Origin of the sequence: Nocardioides astragali, from assembly GCF_024436375.1 — a bacterium.
Classification (GTDB): Bacteria; Actinomycetota; Actinomycetes; order Propionibacteriales; family Nocardioidaceae; genus Nocardioides; species Nocardioides astragali.
Genome location: NZ_JAFMZM010000001.1, coordinates 437,187 through 453,082 on the forward strand (window position 1 = coordinate 437,187; position 15,896 = coordinate 453,082).

Here is a 15,896-nt window from a genome sequence, read left to right on the forward strand (position 1 = left end):
ACATGAGTGAGAAGAGCAAGGCCGCTCGCACGAAGGAGCTCAACGACACCATCCGCTACACGATGTGGTCGGTGTTCAAGCTCCGCGACGTCCTCGGCGACGCCGACCGGGAGGCGGAGGCGATCGACGTCGAGGCGTTGTTCGAGGTGCTGGCCGAGCAGGACGTCGTGGTGCGCGGCCTCTACGACGTCAGCGGGCTGCGTGCCGACGCCGACCTGATGATCTGGTGGCACGCCGCGGACTCCGAGCAGCTGCAGGCGGCCTACAACGCCTTCCGCCGCACCGCCTTCGGGCGCCGGCTCGAGGCGGTCTGGTCGCAGATGGCGCTGCACCGGCCTGCCGAGTTCAACAAGTCGCACATCCCCGCGTTCCTCGCCGGCGAGGAGCCCCGCGCCCACATCTGCGTCTACCCGTTCGTCCGGTCCTACGAGTGGTACCTCCTCGAGGACGGCGAGCGCCGCCGGATGCTGGCCGAGCACGGTCAGCTGGCCCGCGGCTACGCCGACGTGCGCGCCAACACCGTGGCGTCGTTCGCGCTCGGCGACTACGAGTGGATGCTCGCCTTCGAGTCCGACGAGCTGCACCGCATCGTCGACCTGATGCGCGACCTGCGCGCCTCCGACGCCCGACGCCACGTGCGCGAGGAGGTGCCGTTCTACACCGGTGCCCGCGTGCAGCCGGCTGACCTGCTCGCCCGCCTGCCCTGAGCGCGGAACGGCGGGCGGGGCAGTAGCGTCAGATCACCATGACTCTCCGACCTGTCATCGCCGCCCCGTTCTTGGTCCTGCTCCTGGCCCTGCCGCTCACCGCCTGCTCCACCGAGGACGAGATGCGCGCCGTCGACCCCGCCGCAGCGGGTGAGCCCTTGACCGGCACGCCGTCGCCGGATGCGCCCACCCCCGTCCCCGAGGGCCGGGTCCGCACCAACGGCCTGGTCACCGTGCTCGACCCCGGCACCGGACCGCAGATGTGCCTGGGTGCGGTGGCCGAGTCCTACCCGCCCCAGTGCGGTGGCCCCGCCATCGAGGGCTTCGAGTGGGGCGAGGTGGGCTTCGAGGAGGCCGCCGGCGTGAAGTGGGGGTCGTACGCCCTCACCGGCACCTTCGACGGCACCACGTTCACGGCCACCGACGCCATCCCGGCCGCCCTCTACGACACCATGGCCGAGCCCCAGGAGGAGCCGCTCGGGGCCGCCTGCGAGACGCCGGCCACGACCGACACCGCCAAGGCGACGCCCGAGGACATGGACGCGACCCTGGCCGCCGCGTCCGCCCTGCCCGGCTACGCCACGGCGTGGCTGACGGGAAACACCATCAACGTGGCGGTCACCGAGGACGCGGCCGGTGCGGAGAGCACCCTGCGGGCGACGTGGGGCGGCCCCCTGTGCGTGACGACCGTCGAGCGGACCGACGCCGACCTCAACGCGATCAACCAGGAGCTCCAGGCGGCCCTGCCGACCCTGCTGACCAGCGGCTCGTTCGCACCGGACACCCTCGACGCGCAGGTGGTCTTCGACGACGGGTCGATCCAGGAGTGGGTCGACGCGACGTACGGCGAGGGGCTGGTGCGGGTCAGCTCGGCGCTGACCCCGACGGACTGACGCGCGGGGTATCTAGGGACGTTCTGGTCGGCAGATGGTCTTGATCGCCTACCACTTCGTCCCTAGATACCTCACTTCTTCTCGTTGAGCGTGATGCTGATCGAGTTGATGCAGTAGCGGTCGCCGGTCGGGGTTCCGAACCCGTCGGGGAAGACGTGGCCGAGGTGCGAGCCGCACTTCGCGCAGCGCACCTCGACGCGCTTCATGCCGGCGCTGTTGTCCTCGATGTACTCCACCGTGTCGGTCATCGGCTGGTAGAAGCTCGGCCAGCCGCAGCCGGAGTGGAACTTCGTGTCGCTGGTGAACAGCTCCGACCCGCAGGCCTTGCACGAGTACGTGCCCTCGGTCTCGGTGTCGGTGTACTCGCCGGTGAAGGCGCGCTCGGTGCCGGCCTGCCGGAGGACGGCGTACTCCTCGGGCGAGAGCTCCTCACGCCACTGCTCGTCGGTCTTCTGCACGTCATAGGGCATGCCCCAAGAGTACGAGGCGGCGGAAGGTCACGATTCGGCAGCGTCGCCGGGAGCCCGAGCAACCGGCTCGAGCTCACGGTGTTCCATGACGACGGTCGGATCCAGCGGTGGGTCGACCACGAGCACGGCGAGGGCGTCGTCGTCGTCGAATCGATCCTGCAGCCGGTCGACTGACCGGGCTAGGGTCTCGACCATGGCGAAGGCGTCGGAGGCGTACGTCCGGGCGGGGGAGCGCGAGGTCCGCATCTCGTCCCCGGAGCGGGTCATCTACGAGGCGACGGGGTCGACCCCGGAGGCCACCAAGCTGATGGTGGCGGAGTACTTCGCCTCCGTCGAGGACGGCCTGATGCGCGCGCTGCGCGACCGGCCGACCGCTCTCGAGCGCTGGACCTCGGGCGTGCGCGAGGGCATGAAGCTCGCGACCGGACCGCAGGACCGCGACGCCGACGCGTTCTACCAGAAGCGTGTCCCCAAGGGGGCTCCCGACTACCTCGAGTCGGTCGAGATCACCTTCCCCTCCGGCCGCACTGCCGACGAGATCTGCCCGACGGAGATCGCGGTGCCGGTGTGGTGCGCCCACATGGGCACGCTCACCTTCCACCCCTGGCCGGTCCGTCGCGACGACGTGGACCACCCGGACGAGCTGCGGATCGACCTCGACCCCCAGCCCGGTACGACGTTCGCCGACGCCGTACGTGTCGCCGGGGTGGCGCGCGAGCTGCTCGCCGACCTCGGCATGACCGGCTTCGCGAAGACCTCGGGCAACCGGGGCGTCCACATCTACGTCCGGATCGAGCCGCGGTGGGAGTTCGCCGACGTCCGGCATGCCGCGATCGCGTTCGGCCGCGAGCTGGAGAAGCGCGACGACGGCGTGACGACGGCGTGGTGGAAGGAGGAGCGGGGCGAGCGGATCTTCGTCGACTTCAACCAGAACACCCGCGACCGCACCATCGCCTCCGCCTACTCGCTGCGTCCGATCGCCGGTGCTCCCGTCTCGACGCCGGTGACGTGGGACGAGCTCGCCGGGCTGGACTCGCCGCGAGCGCTCAACCTGTTCACCGTGCCGGACCGACTCGCCGCAGACGGCGACCCGTGGGCCGCGATCGACGAGGTGCACCACTCGCTGCAGCCGCTGCTCGACCTGTGGGGGGAGCACCCCGTGGAGCTCAACTACCCGCCCGACCACCCGAAGATGCCGGGCGAGCCGCCGCGCGTACAGCCGTCGAAGAAGGTCGAGTCCCACTGGGACGCCGAGGGCAACCGGATCGCCGACTGATCGGCGTCCCGCTCGCTCCTCCCGGCGTCGGTTCACCATGGGATGTCGCCGAACCGTCACTTCCCACGGTCAATTGAGGCAGGGAAGTGCGGGTTCGCCGACATACCGTGATGAACCAGCAGCGAGGCGGACGACCAACGGCCCGCGCTACTTCTCCCAGGGCGCGGCGATCGGGAAGTACTGCTCGAGGAAGTCGTGCAGCAGCGCGTCGGCGCGCTCCTCGTCGAACGCCGCCAGCAGGTTGTCGGCGATGCAGAAGAAGTCGCGGTCGCGCCTGAGCATCGACCTGAGCTGCACCGGCAGCTGCTGGTGCCCGAGGTCGACGTAGCCGTGGTGGGCGCTCGCGCGGAAGGCCTGCCCGGTGATCAGGCCGTAGTTCTGCGCGAAGGACGAGAGGAGCGACAGGTCATCCTCCGAGCGGAAGGGAGCCGCTGTGGTGCGCGCGACCTCGTCGGGGAAACGCGCCGCAATCTCCTCGAGCACGGAGCGCCGCTGCGGGTGCGGGCTGTGCATCATCGTGTTGGTCAGCGTCACCCCGAACGCGTCGGCCAGGACGCGGCGGTTGTTCTGCGCCGCGGACAGGTAGGGGCGGTCGTCGGTGCCGGGCAGACCCACCGCGCGGTGGTCGGCGACGAAGGCGGCGTACTGCCCACCCGGTGCGAAGAAGTGCTCGGGACGTCGCGGTCGGCCGAGGAAGACGTCGTCGTTGACGTAGACGAAGGCCTCGGCCAGGCCGGGCACGGCGTGGAGCCGGGTCTCGATGGCGTGCGAGCTGAAGGTCGGGAGGGCCGACGCGGGCAGGATGTCGCGGTGGTCGACGACCCGGATCCGGTCGTGGCCGGTGTCGAGCCACGACGGCACCTGGCCGGCGGTGACCAGGTGGATGCGGCGCACCCACGGCGCGAAGAGGTGCAGGCTGCGCATCGAGTAGCGCAGCTCGTCGCGGCTGCGGTAGCGCGAGGCGCCGCCCGCCCGGGCGCTCGGCGTTCCGCCCAGACCCGTGATCCGCTCGTCGCGCGCGGTCAGCCACGCCTCGTCGTCGCCGTCGACCCACGTGTAGACCACGTCGACATCGAAGCGGACGTCGTCCACGGTCGGCAGCGCCATCGCCTCCAGCGTCGGGACGCTGACGCCGTCGACCTCGATCGTGGTGCGCGCGGCGCCGGCGGGGACGCGGTCGCCGAAGCGGTTGAGGCTCGGCGCCAGCAGGTCGCCCTCGGGGGACTCCTCCCAGAACTGCACGCCCACCTCGACGCCCTCGCCGAGCACGCCGTCGTGCCCGCCGCGCATCGGCCACGGCTCGAGGAACAGCGAGGCCGTACGCGTGCGGGCCAGGTCGTCGGTCATGGCCGCGACCGTGCCGCGGCGCTCGTGCCAGCCGCGCTCGGCCGGGTCGCGCACCGAGAGCCAGTCGGGGACCGAGCTCGCTGCCAGTGCGGCGAGGAGGTCGCCGCGGCGCGAGGCGGGTACGACGACGACCGGGTGCGGATCCAGCCCGCGGGCCGGCATCACGAACCACCCGTCCCCGGTCGCGACAGCGGCGGAGATCAGCGCCTCGAGCGCCGTCGTACGAGCCTGGGCGGGGGTGAGGCCCGCAGCACCGGTCGTCTCGGGCAGGTCGCCCAGCGGGCCGGGGCGCAGGCCGTGCAGCACGCGGCGCGGGGCCAGCGGGTCGGCCCGGCGGGCGATCGCGTTGCGGAAGGTGTCGACCCACTGGCGCGCCAGGGTCTGGCCGTCCCAGCGCTCGGACCGCGCGAGCGCAGCGGCGCCCAGCCTCGTGCGCAGCTCGTCGTCGGTGGCGATCCGCAGCATCGCGGCCGCGAGCGCGGCCTTGGACGCCGGCGGCACGAGCAGCCCGTCGACGTCGTGGGTGATGATCTCGCGGGGTCCGGACGGGCAGTCGTACGACACCGGCGGGACGCCCGCCGACATCGCCTCCTGCAGCACGAGCGGGTAGCCCTCACCTCGCGACGCCAGCACGGCCACGCTGGTCCGGGCCCACTCGGCGGCGATGTCGGCCGTGGTGCCGGGGAGCTCGACGCGGTCCTCGAGGCCGAGCTTGCGGACCTGGGCGGCGAGGTTGTCGGCGCGCGGACCGTCGCCCCAGATCCGCAGCGTCCAGCCGGGGACCTGCTCGTGGATGCGCCAGAACGCGTCGACGACGTGCTCGAACTGCTTCTCGGGCGCGAGCCGGCCGGCGGTGACGAAGGTCTTCTGGTCGAGCGGTGAGCGGAGCTGCGGCTCGGCCGGCAGCGGGTTGGGGATCACCAGCAGCTCGGGGGCCGCACCGCCGAGCCGGCCGGCGAGCCAGCGCGACATGGACTCGGTCAGGGAGACGACGATGTCGGCGCGCGGGGCGAACTCCAGCAGCGCCCCGAGGTCGTTGACGCGGGCGGAGGACGCCCGGTGCTCCTGGTGGACGAGGGCCACGTCGAGGGGTGCGAGCTGGGCGACCACGGCCAGGAGCTCGGGAGTCGTGGTGACGACCACGTCTGCGTCGAGCCCGCCCAGCGCCTCGCGCAGGGTGACGTCGGTGAGGCCGTTGAACTGTGCGTCCCAGGCACGCGGCACGATCACGGACTCCCGTGGCGCCAGCTCGTGGGCGAGCTCGGCAGACGGGCGGCCGGAGACCGCGGTGGGTCGCTCACCTCGTACGTCGACGAGGTAGGTGACCTCGAGACCGTCGGCCAGCGGGTAGTGGGTCGCCGTGCCGCTGCGCGTGACGCTGAGGATCCGGACCCGGTGGCCCTCCCCGAGCCCGAGCAGTGCGTTGGCCTGCTCGATGCCGGAGCGGGCGGTGCCGCCCATGCCGTCGGCGTTGAAGAGGACGAAGACGATGTCGAGCGGGCCGTCGCGGCGCGTGCGGCGCACGGCTGCGCGCACCTTGCCCCCGAGCTTGTCGGTGAGTGCCACGTGTGCCTGGTCCTGTCCGTGGAGGGGTCTGGCGAGCGGGTCGCCACGATCCTAGAGGCCGGGGGAGCGGCCGATAGGGTGACCGGCATGCCGACGTCCCCAGCCCCCGACGCGCAGCCGGGCACCCCGCTGGTCCTGGTCTCCGGTTCCGGTCGCAGTGGCACCAGCTCGCTCGCCGGCACGCTGAAGCGGCTCGGCCTGCACGTGCCGCAGCCCGAGGTGGAAGCGTCGGAGACCAACCCTCGTGGGTTCTACGAGCCGCAGTGGGTCATCGACTTCCACAAGCGTCACCTCAAGGAGCTGGCGCTCTTCAACATCGACAGCCGCCCCGCGGCGGTCGACCTGGTCTCCCACTACATCGCCTCCGGCGCGCCTGCTGCCGAGCTGCACGGATGGCTCTCCGGACAGCTCGACGCTGCCCAGATCGTCGTCAAGGATCCGCACGCCTTCTGGTTCGCGCAGGTCTGGGAGCAGGTGACCGCCGAGCTCGGCGTCGACCTGCGGTGGCTGACCGCCCTGCGCCACCCGGCCGAGGTGGTCGGCTCGCGCGACATCGCCTATCTCTCCAGCCAGTCGGACGACCTGCGGCTGACCAAGGAGACGTCCAACGTCGCCGGCTGGGTGCACGCCGCGCTGCTCACCGAGCGGGCCGGCCGCGGCTCCCGGCGCGCGTTCGTGCGCTACGGCGACCTGCTGGCCGACTGGCGCTCGGCCCTCGCTCCTGTCCAGGAGCAGCTCGACCTGGCCTTCAACACCGACCTCGCCACCCCTGTTTCCGAGCGCGACCACCACCCCGTCGACGACTTCATCGAGCCGTCGATGCGCAAGTCGCAGCTGACGTGGGACGACGTCCGCACCCCCGACTGGCTGCGCGACATGGCCGAGGAGGTCTGGCAGCTGCTCGGCGTGCTCACCACCTCCCCGGACGACGAGGAGAGCCAGAAGCGTCTCGACCAGGTCCACGAGGACTACACGGCCCGCTACGCCGACGCCGTCGCGCTCACCTTCGACCACACCCGCGCCGCGTCCGTCCTGGCCGGGCGTGAGGCGCGCGACGCCCAGCGGGCCACCGTGCAGCAGCTGCGGCGCGACCTCGAGCAGGCGCGCCACGACGGCGCCGCGGCCGGGGCGCCGGGCGTGGGCGGACGCGAGGCGGCGCGCATCCTCGGCCGCGCCGTCGTACGCCGCATCGCCCGCCGCTGACCCGAGGCGGGCGCAGCTCGGCTCAGAGGCCGGTGACGCCCTCCTCGGGACCGGTCGCCTGCTCGTCGAAGTTCTCGTGCTCGATGAGGTGCAGGACGGGTACGCCGAGCTTGCGGCGCGCTCGCGAGGTCCAGTCGACGTGGAAGAACTCGGCCACCACGTGAGGCCTGGTGAGGATGATGGCCTCGCGTGCGTCGACCGCCGCCACCAGCGCGGCGAGGGCGTCGACCGGGGGCTCGGAGGTGACCTTGCCGGTGGCCTTGCCGCCGGCGGCGGTGATCGCGGCGAGTGTCTGCTGGAGCTCCGCGGAGGAGTGCTCCTCGCACTCGCGGCGCAGCGCCTCGATGTCGACGTCGCTCATCGCCAGGGCCGGGGCGGCCATCAGGTCGCCGGCGCCGAGGGTGCCGAGCGAGGCCTCGACGCGGGCTGCGGCGTCCTCGAGCGGCAGGAGCACGTGATAGACGACCGGGTCGTCGATCTCGGCATGGAGGGACCGCACCTGCTCGGCATCGGCGGAGGTGAGGGCCTGCTCGACGAGCAGCACCACGTCGTAGGTGCCGTGCCCGTCATGGATGGAGCCGTCGTGAATCGTGTCGCTGGTGTCACTCATGACTCGCCTCCGGTGTCGGTACTGAGAATTCTAGTGAGGTCGTAGCCGGATGGCTCCTCCAGCTGCGAATATCCGCAGCTCTCCGGTTCGCGGTCCGCGCGCCACCGCTTGAAGTGCGCCGTGTGGCGGAAGCGCCGGCCCTCCATGTGGTCGTACTTCACCTCCAGCACGCGCTCGGGGCGCAGCGCGGTGAAGCCGAGGTCCTTGCCCGCGCTCCACCGGCTCTGGGTGCCGGGGACACGATCGGGGTTGGCGGTGAGGAACTCGTTCCACCTGCCCCACGGGTGGTCCTCGATGTCGCAGACGAGGGGCTGGAGCTCCTGCCACAGCGCGGCGCGCTTCGCGGCGGTGAAGCTGGCCGAGACCCCGATGTGCTGCAGCTCGCCGTCGTCGTCGTACAGCCCCAGCAACAGCGAGCCGATCAGCGGCTCCTCGGGGGTGGACGTCTTGTGCTCGCGATAGCCCGCGAGCACGACGTCGGCGGTGCGCTCGTGCTTGATCTTGAGCATGGTGCGCTTGTTGGGCTCGTAGGCGGCGCCGAGCGGCTTGGCGACGACTCCGTCGAGCCCGGCTCCCTCGAACTCCTCGAACCACCGCTCGGCCTCGACCGGGTCCTCGGTGGTGCGCGTGAGGAAGCAGGGACCGGTGCCGTCGAGGTGCCCGAGCGCCTCGACGAGCGCGGCCCGGCGTTCGGCGAAGGGACGCGCGAGGTACGACGTGTCGCCCAGGGCGAGGAGGTCGAAGGCCACCAGCCCGGCCGGCGTCTCGACAGAGAGCTTGTCCACGCGGCTCGCGGCCGGGTGGATCCGCTCCTGCAGGGTCTCGAACTCCAGTCGCCATCCCTGCGGACCCTGCAGGCCGACGAAGATCTCGCCGTCCAGCACGACGCGGTCGGGAAGCTGGCGGCGGCACGCCTCGACGACCTCGGGGAAGTAGCGGGTGAGCGGCTTGGTGTTGCGGCTGGCGAGCTCGACCTCGTCGCCGTCCTTGAAGACCAGGCAACGGAACCCGTCCCACTTCGGCTCGAAGCTCAGGCCGCCATGCTTGGCCGGGTCGGGCACGCCGCTCACGCTCTTGGCGAGCATCGGCTGCACGGGCGGCATCACGGGGAGGTCCACGCCACCGAGCCTAGTGGCGGGCGCCTTCCTAGACTTGCCGCCATGACACGCGCCGCGACCGTCCCGTTCTCCGGCCGCACGAAGTGGGGGGAGGTCCTCGGCAACGTGGGGCTCGCCGCGCTGGGCGTGGTGCTGCTGCTCGTCGCAACAGCCGAGCTGTCGGGGCGCGAGCCCGTCGGGCTCTGGCTGCTGGTGCTCTACACCGCGTACGCCGTCGCGGCGACCCTCGCGCTCGCCGTCGTGGTGGCCGTCACCTCACAGCTGCCCACGCTGGGCGAGGCCACGGTCGACGATCGGCCGGCGGTCGGGGTGCGTTCGTGGTCGGCGCCCTGGTGGCACGCGAACGCCCTCGACCTCGGCCTCGCGGTCACCGGCGTCGCCCTCGCCGCTGCCGGCTTCGCAGCGGGTGGGACGTGGACCGTCGTCGGCGCCCTCCCGGGACTGGTCGGCCTCTGGTTCGCCGTCCGGGTCGCGCTCGTCCTGATCCGCAGGCGCCGCCCGCCCGCTCTGTGGCTCACCGCCGACGAGGTCGTCGTGGATTCTCCCGCCGGGCGCGCCCGTGCCGCCCGCGAGACGGTGCGTGAGGTGCGCAGCCGTGGACGACGCGTCGTCGTCGAGCTCGACCGGGACGCGACCTGGGAGTCCTGCCCCCGCCCGTGGCGGCGCGGGCCATCGGCCGGGACCGTCCTCGTGCTCGAGGCCTCGGACGTCGGGCACCGTGCGGGCGCGCTCGCGGACTGGCTCCGCGCCGAGCTCGACCTCGCCGACAGGGTTAGGGCGAGCCCACCGGGGAAGGCACCTAGCTGGCCCCGATCCCCCCACCACAAGGAGTGACCACTTCCGTGACGAGCAACCAGGCGACCCCACAGGGCGTGAACACCGAGGGGCGGCCGCAGCTGCCGCCGGTCGTCTACGTGCCCACGACGGACGAGTGGGACGTCGCCTCTCGCCGGGTGCTGCTCCACCAGGTCGCCGACGGACGCACCGCCCTCTACACCTACTCGGCCATCGACCGGCTCCACAGCTGGTACCTGCCGGACGCTCCCTGGCTGCTGTGTGACGTCGCTGCCCTCCAGCGCATCCACGACCAGACCCCCTACGACCTGCTGTTCCTCGACGTGGACCCCGGGCTGCGCGACGAGCCGGCCGGCGCGGATGACGACGGACACGAGGCGCGCAGATGAGCGGGGGCATCGACGTCGACCTCGGGGTCCTCGACACGATCGCCGGCGACCTCGAGGGCGCGGCCGAGGGACTCGAGGGCCTGGCCGGGAGCGTCCCGCGTGGCGTGGACGCCGGCCCGATGACCGCGGTGGTGGCGAGCATGCTCAGCCAGGTCGTCACGAGCGCCGGCAACGTGGCCAACGCCCTCACCGGCACCGCCGATGGCGTACGACTCGCGCGCGGCTACTACCAGCGGGCGGACGCCGATGCGTCTGCCGACATGAACCGGATCCGCCAGGTGATGGAGCCGTGAGCATCGAGACCGAGATCACGGGCTCGCCCGGCGGCATCGAGGGCGCCGCCACGTGGCTGCGCAGCAGCCTCGAGCCGAAGCTCACCGGGGCCGCTGACGCCGCCAACGGCGCGCGTCGTGCCGCCGAGATGGGGGGGAGCTCGGTGGCGGGCGAGGAGTTCGCCGACACCGCCGGGCGCATCCGTGACAAGTCCGACGATCTCGCCGGGGCGGCGAAGAAGATGGCCGGCGACCTCGACGACTTCGCGGAGAAGCTGCGTCGCTCGCAGGACCAGATGGGCGACGTGCGGTCCACCGCCCGCGGCAAGGGGCTCACCGTCACCGGGTTCACGGTGCAGCACCCCGGCGACGGCCCGTCCCGCCCGCCTTCCTCCTTCGAGGGGACACCGGAGGAGGTCGAGGACCACAACCGGCGCGTGACGGCGTACGACGCGCACCAGGACCTGCTCCAGGCCTACTACGACGCCGAGACCGAGGCTGCGCGCATCGACCGCTACTACGCCACCGCCTGCCGGGAGCTGCAGAACGACTACCTCCCCGGCACGCACGCGGCCTGGATCATCACCCTGGGCGACATCGTGGGCGAGGGCGCGGCCGGCATCATCGGCGCGACGATCTCCCTCGAGCGCTCCCGCCTGCTGCAGTCCGCCACGGACCTCGTCGACGAGGCAGCTCGGGCCATCGACGACCTGCAGGCACACCCCGAGCGCTACATGAAGCGCAAGTGGTTCTTCTTCCAGACCATCGACGAGGCCAGGCTGGAGGCCGACCGGCTCGCCATCCAGGGCAAGCTCGACGAGGCCGAGGACCTGCTGCGCCAGGCCGACGAGGTGGCGGACTCCCGTGCCCTGCGATACCTCGGCCGCGCCGGCAAGATCCTCGGGCCGTTGGGTCTCGGGCTCGGGGTCTACAACGACTGGCAGGAGGGGGAGACGACCGAGCAGATCGCGGTCTCGCAGGGTGTCTCCGCCGGGCTTGGCGCCGCTGCCGGTTTCGGTGCGAGCGTCGGCACGGCGGCGTTGATCGGTGCCGCCGCCGGCTCCGTGGTGCCCGGCGTCGGCACCGTTGTCGGAGCCGTGGTCGGCACGGTCGTGGGTGCCGGCATCGCGATCTTCGCCGACGGTGCCATCGACTCGCTGTTCGAGAACGGCCCCGACGTCGGCAAGGCGTGGGACGAGGGCGTCGACGCGCTCGAGGACACCGGCGAGGCCATCGTCGACGGCGTCTCGAGCGTCGGCGAGACCGTCGGCGGGTGGTTCAGCTGACCGCGCGGCGCAGGATCGGCACGGTCTCCGCGGCCTTCGGCGTCGTGGCGGGGTTGCTGGCCGGCGCGCTCGGCGTCGGGCTCGTGCTCGAGGCCGACAGTGCCTTCGGGCGCGCCTGGTCGTCGGCCTTCATCGTGTTCGGCGTGGTGTCCGTGCTGGGCGCGGTCGTGTCAGCGCGACCTCTCGAGGCGGACTCCCCGGCGGCACGGACCGCAGGACTGGCCACGCTGGTGCTGCTCGGCGGCTGGGCGGCGGTTGCCGCCGTGGTGGGCGCGGTCGAGGAGAGCTGGCTGTGGGGCGTGCTGCTCGGTGCCGCGGCGCTGTACCTCCTCTCGGCCGCCGCGAGGCTCTGGCGTCGTGCACCACGCGGTGCCGCCGCTCGCCGCTGAGCTCAGTCCTCGCCGCGCAGGGAGAACGACCGCAGCCGGTCGCCGGCGAACCACACGCCGACAGCCGTGACGACCAGGCTGGCCAGGATCGCCCACGTCAGGTTGGCCGGGTCTGGCAGCTGGGCGGAGAGCTCGTGGCCCACCCGCAGGCCCCACTGACCGATGCTGAGCCAGGCGACCCCGGTGAACAGGTTGCCGAGCAGGCTCTCCCAGATCAGCACGAACATCAGCGACGCGATGACCGCGTGCCGGGTGACCGCGGAGATCGCGAGGAACAGCGCGGAGTACGTGGTCCCCGCCACGAGCGCGCCGACGAAGAGTGCCCACGCCCGCGTGCTGTCGCCGGTGATGAGGGCAGCGACCAGGATCGGCAGCGCTCCGGCCGTGAGCGTGGCGGCGAGCGCCACGACCCACTTGCTGATGGCCACGCCGTAGCGGCTGACCGGCTTGGCGAGCAGGTAGATGATCGAGCCGTCGTCCACCTCCGGTCCGAGCACCGAGGAGGCCGCGAGGATCGCGACCAGCGGCAGCACGAGGGGGTAGCCCAGGCCGGGGAGGATGTCGAAGGCCGCGTCGCCGTCGGCGAGGGCGGTGATCAGGGACACCAGCGCGATCAGCAGGACCGGGAAGGCCAGCAGCAGGTAGAAGCGGCGGCGACCCAGCAGTGCTTGCAGGGCCAGCTTGGCGATCGTCGCGTTCATCATCGGGCCACCAGGTAGGCGAAGACGCTCTCCAGCGACTCGTCGCTGGGGGAGAGCTCGTAGAGGGTCACGTCGTGCTGCTTGGCCAGGCCGGGCAGGCCGACGGCGAAGCTGCCCAGGTCGTCGACCTGGACGTCGAGGTGGTCGCCGCGCAGGCTGACCGATCGCACCGAGGCCTGCGCCATCAGGGCGGCGGCGAGGGTGCGGTTGTCGCTGGACTTGAGGGCGTACTGCACCGGCCGATCGGTCATCAGCCGGCGGATCGCACCGAAGTCGCCGGAGGCGGCGTGCCGTCCGGAGACCACGACCTCGATGTGCCGGGCGAGCCGCTCGACCTCCTCGAGGATGTGGGAGCTGAAGAGCACCGTGCGGCCCTCGTCGCCGAGGCGTCGCAGCAGGTCCATCAGGTGCATCCGCTGACGCGGGTCGACGCCGTTGAACGGCTCGTCGAGCAGCAGCACGCCGGGGTCGTGGACCAGGGCCGCGGCGATCTTCACGCGCTGCCGCATGCCCTTGGAGTAGGTGTCCAGACGGCGCCCCGCCGGCTCGACCATGTCGACCTCCTCCAGGATCCGCTCGGTGGCGGCGGCCGCGTCGGGCAGTCGGTGGAGGTCGGCGTTGGCACGGACGAACTGGCGCCCGGTCAGGTAGCCGAAGCTCAGCTCGCGCTCGGGCACCAGCCCGATCTGCCGGTAGATCTCGGTGTTGCGCCAGACCGGCTTGCCGTCGATCGTGACGTGGCCGGCCGACGGCGCGAGGAAGCCCGCCATCATCGCCATCAGCGTGGTCTTGCCAGCGCCGTTGGGACCGAGGAGGCCGGTGACGCCGGGACCGATCGAGAGCGAGACGTCGTTGACCGCGACGACGTTGCCGAACCAGCGCGAGGCCGAGTCGAGGACGAGGGTGGTCATCGCGACCCCACCTTCTGGAAGCGGGCGACCAGGCCGAGGAGACAGCCCGCGACGAGCAGCAGCGCGACCAGGGCGTACGCCAGGACCCAGGCGCCGTCGACCGGCACGAACGTCTCGACCCCCGCGTCCCAGGCATTGGCGAGCCCGGTGTAGAGGGACCAGGGGGAGAACAGTCCGGCCGCGACCGACACGGCGTCGGCGTCCTGGTCCGCCGCGATGGCCTGGATCGCGGTCACGACTCCGGTGAGGACGATCAGCGCCATCACGGAGCCGACCACGGCGAAGCCGCGCCGCAGGGACACCGAGGAGATGAGCCCGGTGATGCCGGCGACCAGCAGGGCCAGCAGGGTCTGGAGCGCGACCGCCTTGAGCAGCTGGGTGACCTGGTCGCTCTTGTCGAGGCCGGACAGCATCGCGCCGACGAAGAGCAGGAGCGTCGGCACGGCCATGAAGAACCAGAGTGCGACCGCCAGCGACAGCCACCTCATCAGGGCGAAGAGGGGCGCGGAGAGCGGCCGTGCCAGGTAGAGCACGATCGAGCGGTGGCGCAGGTCGCGGGAGAACAGCACCGGGGCCTGCGCGGCGGCGAAGAGGCTGACCAGGAGCTGGGTCTGGTTGGTGTAGTCGGCGTAGGAGATCGGCAGCGAGGACATGCCGGTGAGGACCACCACGCCGACGACGATCAGGGCGGGCAGGACCGACATCGCCAGGAGCAGGAACGGCATCACCTTGGACTTGCCCGAGCGTCCCAGGCCGTAGGCGTGGCGCAGGCCGGTGATGAAGAGGGTCCGCGCGATCGTGGCGGTGCCCTCGCGGAGGCCGTCGTAGCGGCGGTAGCCGAGGTCGTGGATGACACCGGGGCGGGACTGCGGGACGTCAGACATGGGCGGCACCCCCGTCGAGGAAGACGTCCTCCAGGTGGCGACGGTCTGGCTGGAGGCGCATCAGGCCCAGGCCCAGCTCGGCGGCGACGTCACGGATGAGGTCGAAGGCCGCGCCCTCGTGAGCCAGCTCCGTCGGAGGCGGGTCGATCGCGACCATCGCGCCACGTGGCCGGCAGGTGAGGCCGCGCTTGGCGAGCGCCTCACCGAGCAGGTCACGCTCGGTCTCGGTGCCGACGACCTCGACGAGCAGGCTGCCGGTGTGCTCGATGAAGTCGCCGGTCGCGCTGGAGCGCAACAGGTGGCCGCCGTCGAGGACGATGACGTGGTCGCTGACCTGCTCGAGCTCGCCCAGCAGGTGGGAGGTGACCAGGACGGCGATGCCGAACTCGCCTCCGATGCGCTCCACCAGCCGCAGCATGTCGTTGCGGGCGGCCGGGTCGAGGCCGTTGGTGGGCTCGTCGAGGAAGACCAGACGAGGGTCGTGGGCGAGCGCCTGGGCGAGCTTGGCGCGCTGCTTCATGCCGGTGGAGTAGCCGCCCATCGGCCGGTAGCGCTCCTCGTCGAGCCCGACGTGGCGCAGCACGTCGGCCGCTCGCTCGCGGGCCGCCGAGGCGCCGAGGCCCGACATCCGCGCCATGTGGACCACGAAGTCGCTCGCGCTGACGTCGGGCGGGAGGCAGTCGTGCTCCGGCATGTAGCCGACGAGCCGGCGGATGTCCTCGCTGGCTTCCTCGATGTCGTGGCCCAGGACGCGGGCGTGGCCGCCGGTCGGCTCGAGCAGCCCCAGCAGGATCTTGATCAGCGTCGACTTGCCCGCGCCGTTGGCTCCGACGAGTCCGGTCACACCGGCGCCGACCTCGACCGTGAGGTCGGTCAGCGCGTGGACCGCCCCGTAGTGCTTCGTCAGGCCGGCCGTCGAGATGACTGGCGCCAGGCCGGTGAGTTCCCCCGTCACGAACCTCACGCTAGCGGTACGCGCCCACAGGTGGCATCAGGGAGGTCCCTGAGGCGTGTGGGGATTCGGTGAAGATCCGCGTTGGCCCGCGTACCGGTCTGCCGGGTCTCGGCAGCCCCGCCCG

General features: G+C 71.9%; 17 protein-coding genes. 9 read left to right on the plus strand and 8 right to left on the minus strand.

Annotated features, from left to right (window positions below; translation table 11 throughout):
* Window positions 1-2 precede the first annotated feature (2 nt).
* Both hemQ and J3P44_RS02255 read left to right on the plus strand, forming a co-directional pair.
* Window positions 3-707 carry a hydrogen peroxide-dependent heme synthase gene (hemQ, locus tag J3P44_RS02250; protein WP_255888601.1) on the plus strand — a complete coding sequence of 235 codons (705 nt, stop codon included), beginning with the start codon at window positions 3-5 and terminating at the stop codon, window positions 705-707.
* Window positions 708-745: 38 nt separating this feature from the next.
* Window positions 746-1,600, plus strand: coding sequence for a hypothetical protein (locus J3P44_RS02255; RefSeq protein ID WP_255888602.1), 855 nt, complete (start codon window positions 746-748; stop codon window positions 1,598-1,600).
* Window positions 1,601-1,671: 71 nt separating this feature from the next.
* Here the strand turns inward: J3P44_RS02255 and msrB are convergent, their stop codons facing one another.
* The gene (msrB, locus tag J3P44_RS02260) at window positions 1,672-2,070 is read right to left on the minus strand and encodes a peptide-methionine (R)-S-oxide reductase MsrB (protein ID WP_255888603.1); all 399 of its coding nucleotides are present in this window, start codon (window positions 2,068-2,070) and stop codon (window positions 1,672-1,674) included.
* A gap of 193 nt (window positions 2,071-2,263) precedes the next feature.
* Here msrB and J3P44_RS02265 point away from each other — a divergent pair, with 193 nt between their 5' ends.
* The gene (locus J3P44_RS02265; protein WP_255888604.1) at window positions 2,264-3,346 is read left to right on the plus strand and encodes a DNA polymerase domain-containing protein; all 1,083 of its coding nucleotides are present in this window, start codon (window positions 2,264-2,266) and stop codon (window positions 3,344-3,346) included.
* Between the two features lie 147 nt (window positions 3,347-3,493).
* Here J3P44_RS02265 and J3P44_RS02270 read toward each other — a convergent pair whose 3' ends face one another.
* Entirely contained in the window at window positions 3,494-6,259 is a 2,766-nt protein-coding gene (locus tag J3P44_RS02270) for a stealth family protein (RefSeq protein ID WP_255888605.1), read from the minus strand.
* A gap of 87 nt (window positions 6,260-6,346) precedes the next feature.
* On the opposite strand from J3P44_RS02270, the gene J3P44_RS02275 reads away from it, so the two are divergent.
* Window positions 6,347-7,462: a sulfotransferase family protein gene (locus J3P44_RS02275; protein WP_255888606.1), complete on the plus strand. Its 1,116-nt coding sequence runs from the start codon at window positions 6,347-6,349 to the stop codon at window positions 7,460-7,462.
* A gap of 22 nt (window positions 7,463-7,484) precedes the next feature.
* Here J3P44_RS02275 and J3P44_RS02280 read toward each other — a convergent pair whose 3' ends face one another.
* Together J3P44_RS02280 and J3P44_RS02285 are read right to left on the minus strand one after the other, a co-directional pair.
* Complete coding sequence (locus J3P44_RS02280) at window positions 7,485-8,072, minus strand: hypothetical protein (RefSeq protein WP_255888607.1); 588 nt, start codon at window positions 8,070-8,072, stop codon at window positions 7,485-7,487.
* Window positions 8,069-9,190, minus strand: a complete 1,122-nt coding sequence (locus tag J3P44_RS02285) for an ATP-dependent DNA ligase (RefSeq protein WP_255888608.1) — start codon at window positions 9,188-9,190, stop codon at window positions 8,069-8,071. The genes J3P44_RS02280 and J3P44_RS02285 overlap by 4 nt, the downstream gene beginning before the upstream one ends.
* A gap of 42 nt (window positions 9,191-9,232) precedes the next feature.
* On the opposite strand from J3P44_RS02285, the gene J3P44_RS02290 reads away from it, so the two are divergent.
* The 5 genes from J3P44_RS02290 to J3P44_RS02310 are packed head-to-tail and all read left to right on the plus strand — an operon-like array spanning window position 9,233 to window position 12,321.
* Window positions 9,233-10,024 (plus strand): hypothetical protein, encoded by a 792-nt coding sequence (locus J3P44_RS02290; protein ID WP_255888609.1) that lies wholly within the window; start codon window positions 9,233-9,235, stop codon window positions 10,022-10,024.
* Between the two features lie 8 nt (window positions 10,025-10,032).
* Complete coding sequence (locus J3P44_RS02295; protein ID WP_255888610.1) at window positions 10,033-10,374, plus strand: SAV_915 family protein; 342 nt, start codon at window positions 10,033-10,035, stop codon at window positions 10,372-10,374.
* Window positions 10,371-10,667 carry a hypothetical protein gene (locus tag J3P44_RS02300; RefSeq protein WP_255888611.1) on the plus strand — a complete coding sequence of 99 codons (297 nt, stop codon included), beginning with the start codon at window positions 10,371-10,373 and terminating at the stop codon, window positions 10,665-10,667. The genes J3P44_RS02295 and J3P44_RS02300 overlap by 4 nt, the downstream gene beginning before the upstream one ends.
* A complete protein-coding gene (locus J3P44_RS02305; RefSeq protein WP_255888612.1) occupies window positions 10,664-11,932 on the plus strand; it encodes a hypothetical protein in 1,269 nt (422 codons plus the stop codon). Before J3P44_RS02300 ends, J3P44_RS02305 begins: the two co-directional genes overlap by 4 nt.
* Entirely contained in the window at window positions 11,920-12,321 is a 402-nt protein-coding gene (locus J3P44_RS02310) for a hypothetical protein (protein WP_255888613.1), read from the plus strand. The genes J3P44_RS02305 and J3P44_RS02310 overlap by 13 nt, the downstream gene beginning before the upstream one ends.
* A gap of 2 nt (window positions 12,322-12,323) precedes the next feature.
* Here J3P44_RS02310 and J3P44_RS02315 read toward each other — a convergent pair whose 3' ends face one another.
* From J3P44_RS02315 to J3P44_RS02330, 4 genes are read right to left on the minus strand one after another with little or no spacing between them, the layout of a single operon-like run.
* A complete protein-coding gene (locus J3P44_RS02315) occupies window positions 12,324-13,025 on the minus strand; it encodes an ABC transporter permease (RefSeq protein WP_255888614.1) in 702 nt (233 codons plus the stop codon).
* The gene (locus J3P44_RS02320; RefSeq protein ID WP_255888615.1) at window positions 13,022-13,933 is read right to left on the minus strand and encodes an ABC transporter ATP-binding protein; all 912 of its coding nucleotides are present in this window, start codon (window positions 13,931-13,933) and stop codon (window positions 13,022-13,024) included. Before J3P44_RS02320 ends, J3P44_RS02315 begins: the two co-directional genes overlap by 4 nt.
* Window positions 13,930-14,817, minus strand: coding sequence for an ABC transporter permease (locus J3P44_RS02325; RefSeq protein ID WP_255888616.1), 888 nt, complete (start codon window positions 14,815-14,817; stop codon window positions 13,930-13,932). The genes J3P44_RS02320 and J3P44_RS02325 overlap by 4 nt, the downstream gene beginning before the upstream one ends.
* Window positions 14,810-15,772 carry an ABC transporter ATP-binding protein gene (locus J3P44_RS02330; RefSeq protein WP_255888617.1) on the minus strand — a complete coding sequence of 321 codons (963 nt, stop codon included), beginning with the start codon at window positions 15,770-15,772 and terminating at the stop codon, window positions 14,810-14,812. The genes J3P44_RS02325 and J3P44_RS02330 overlap by 8 nt, the downstream gene beginning before the upstream one ends.
* Between the last annotated feature and the right edge of the window lie 124 nt (window positions 15,773-15,896).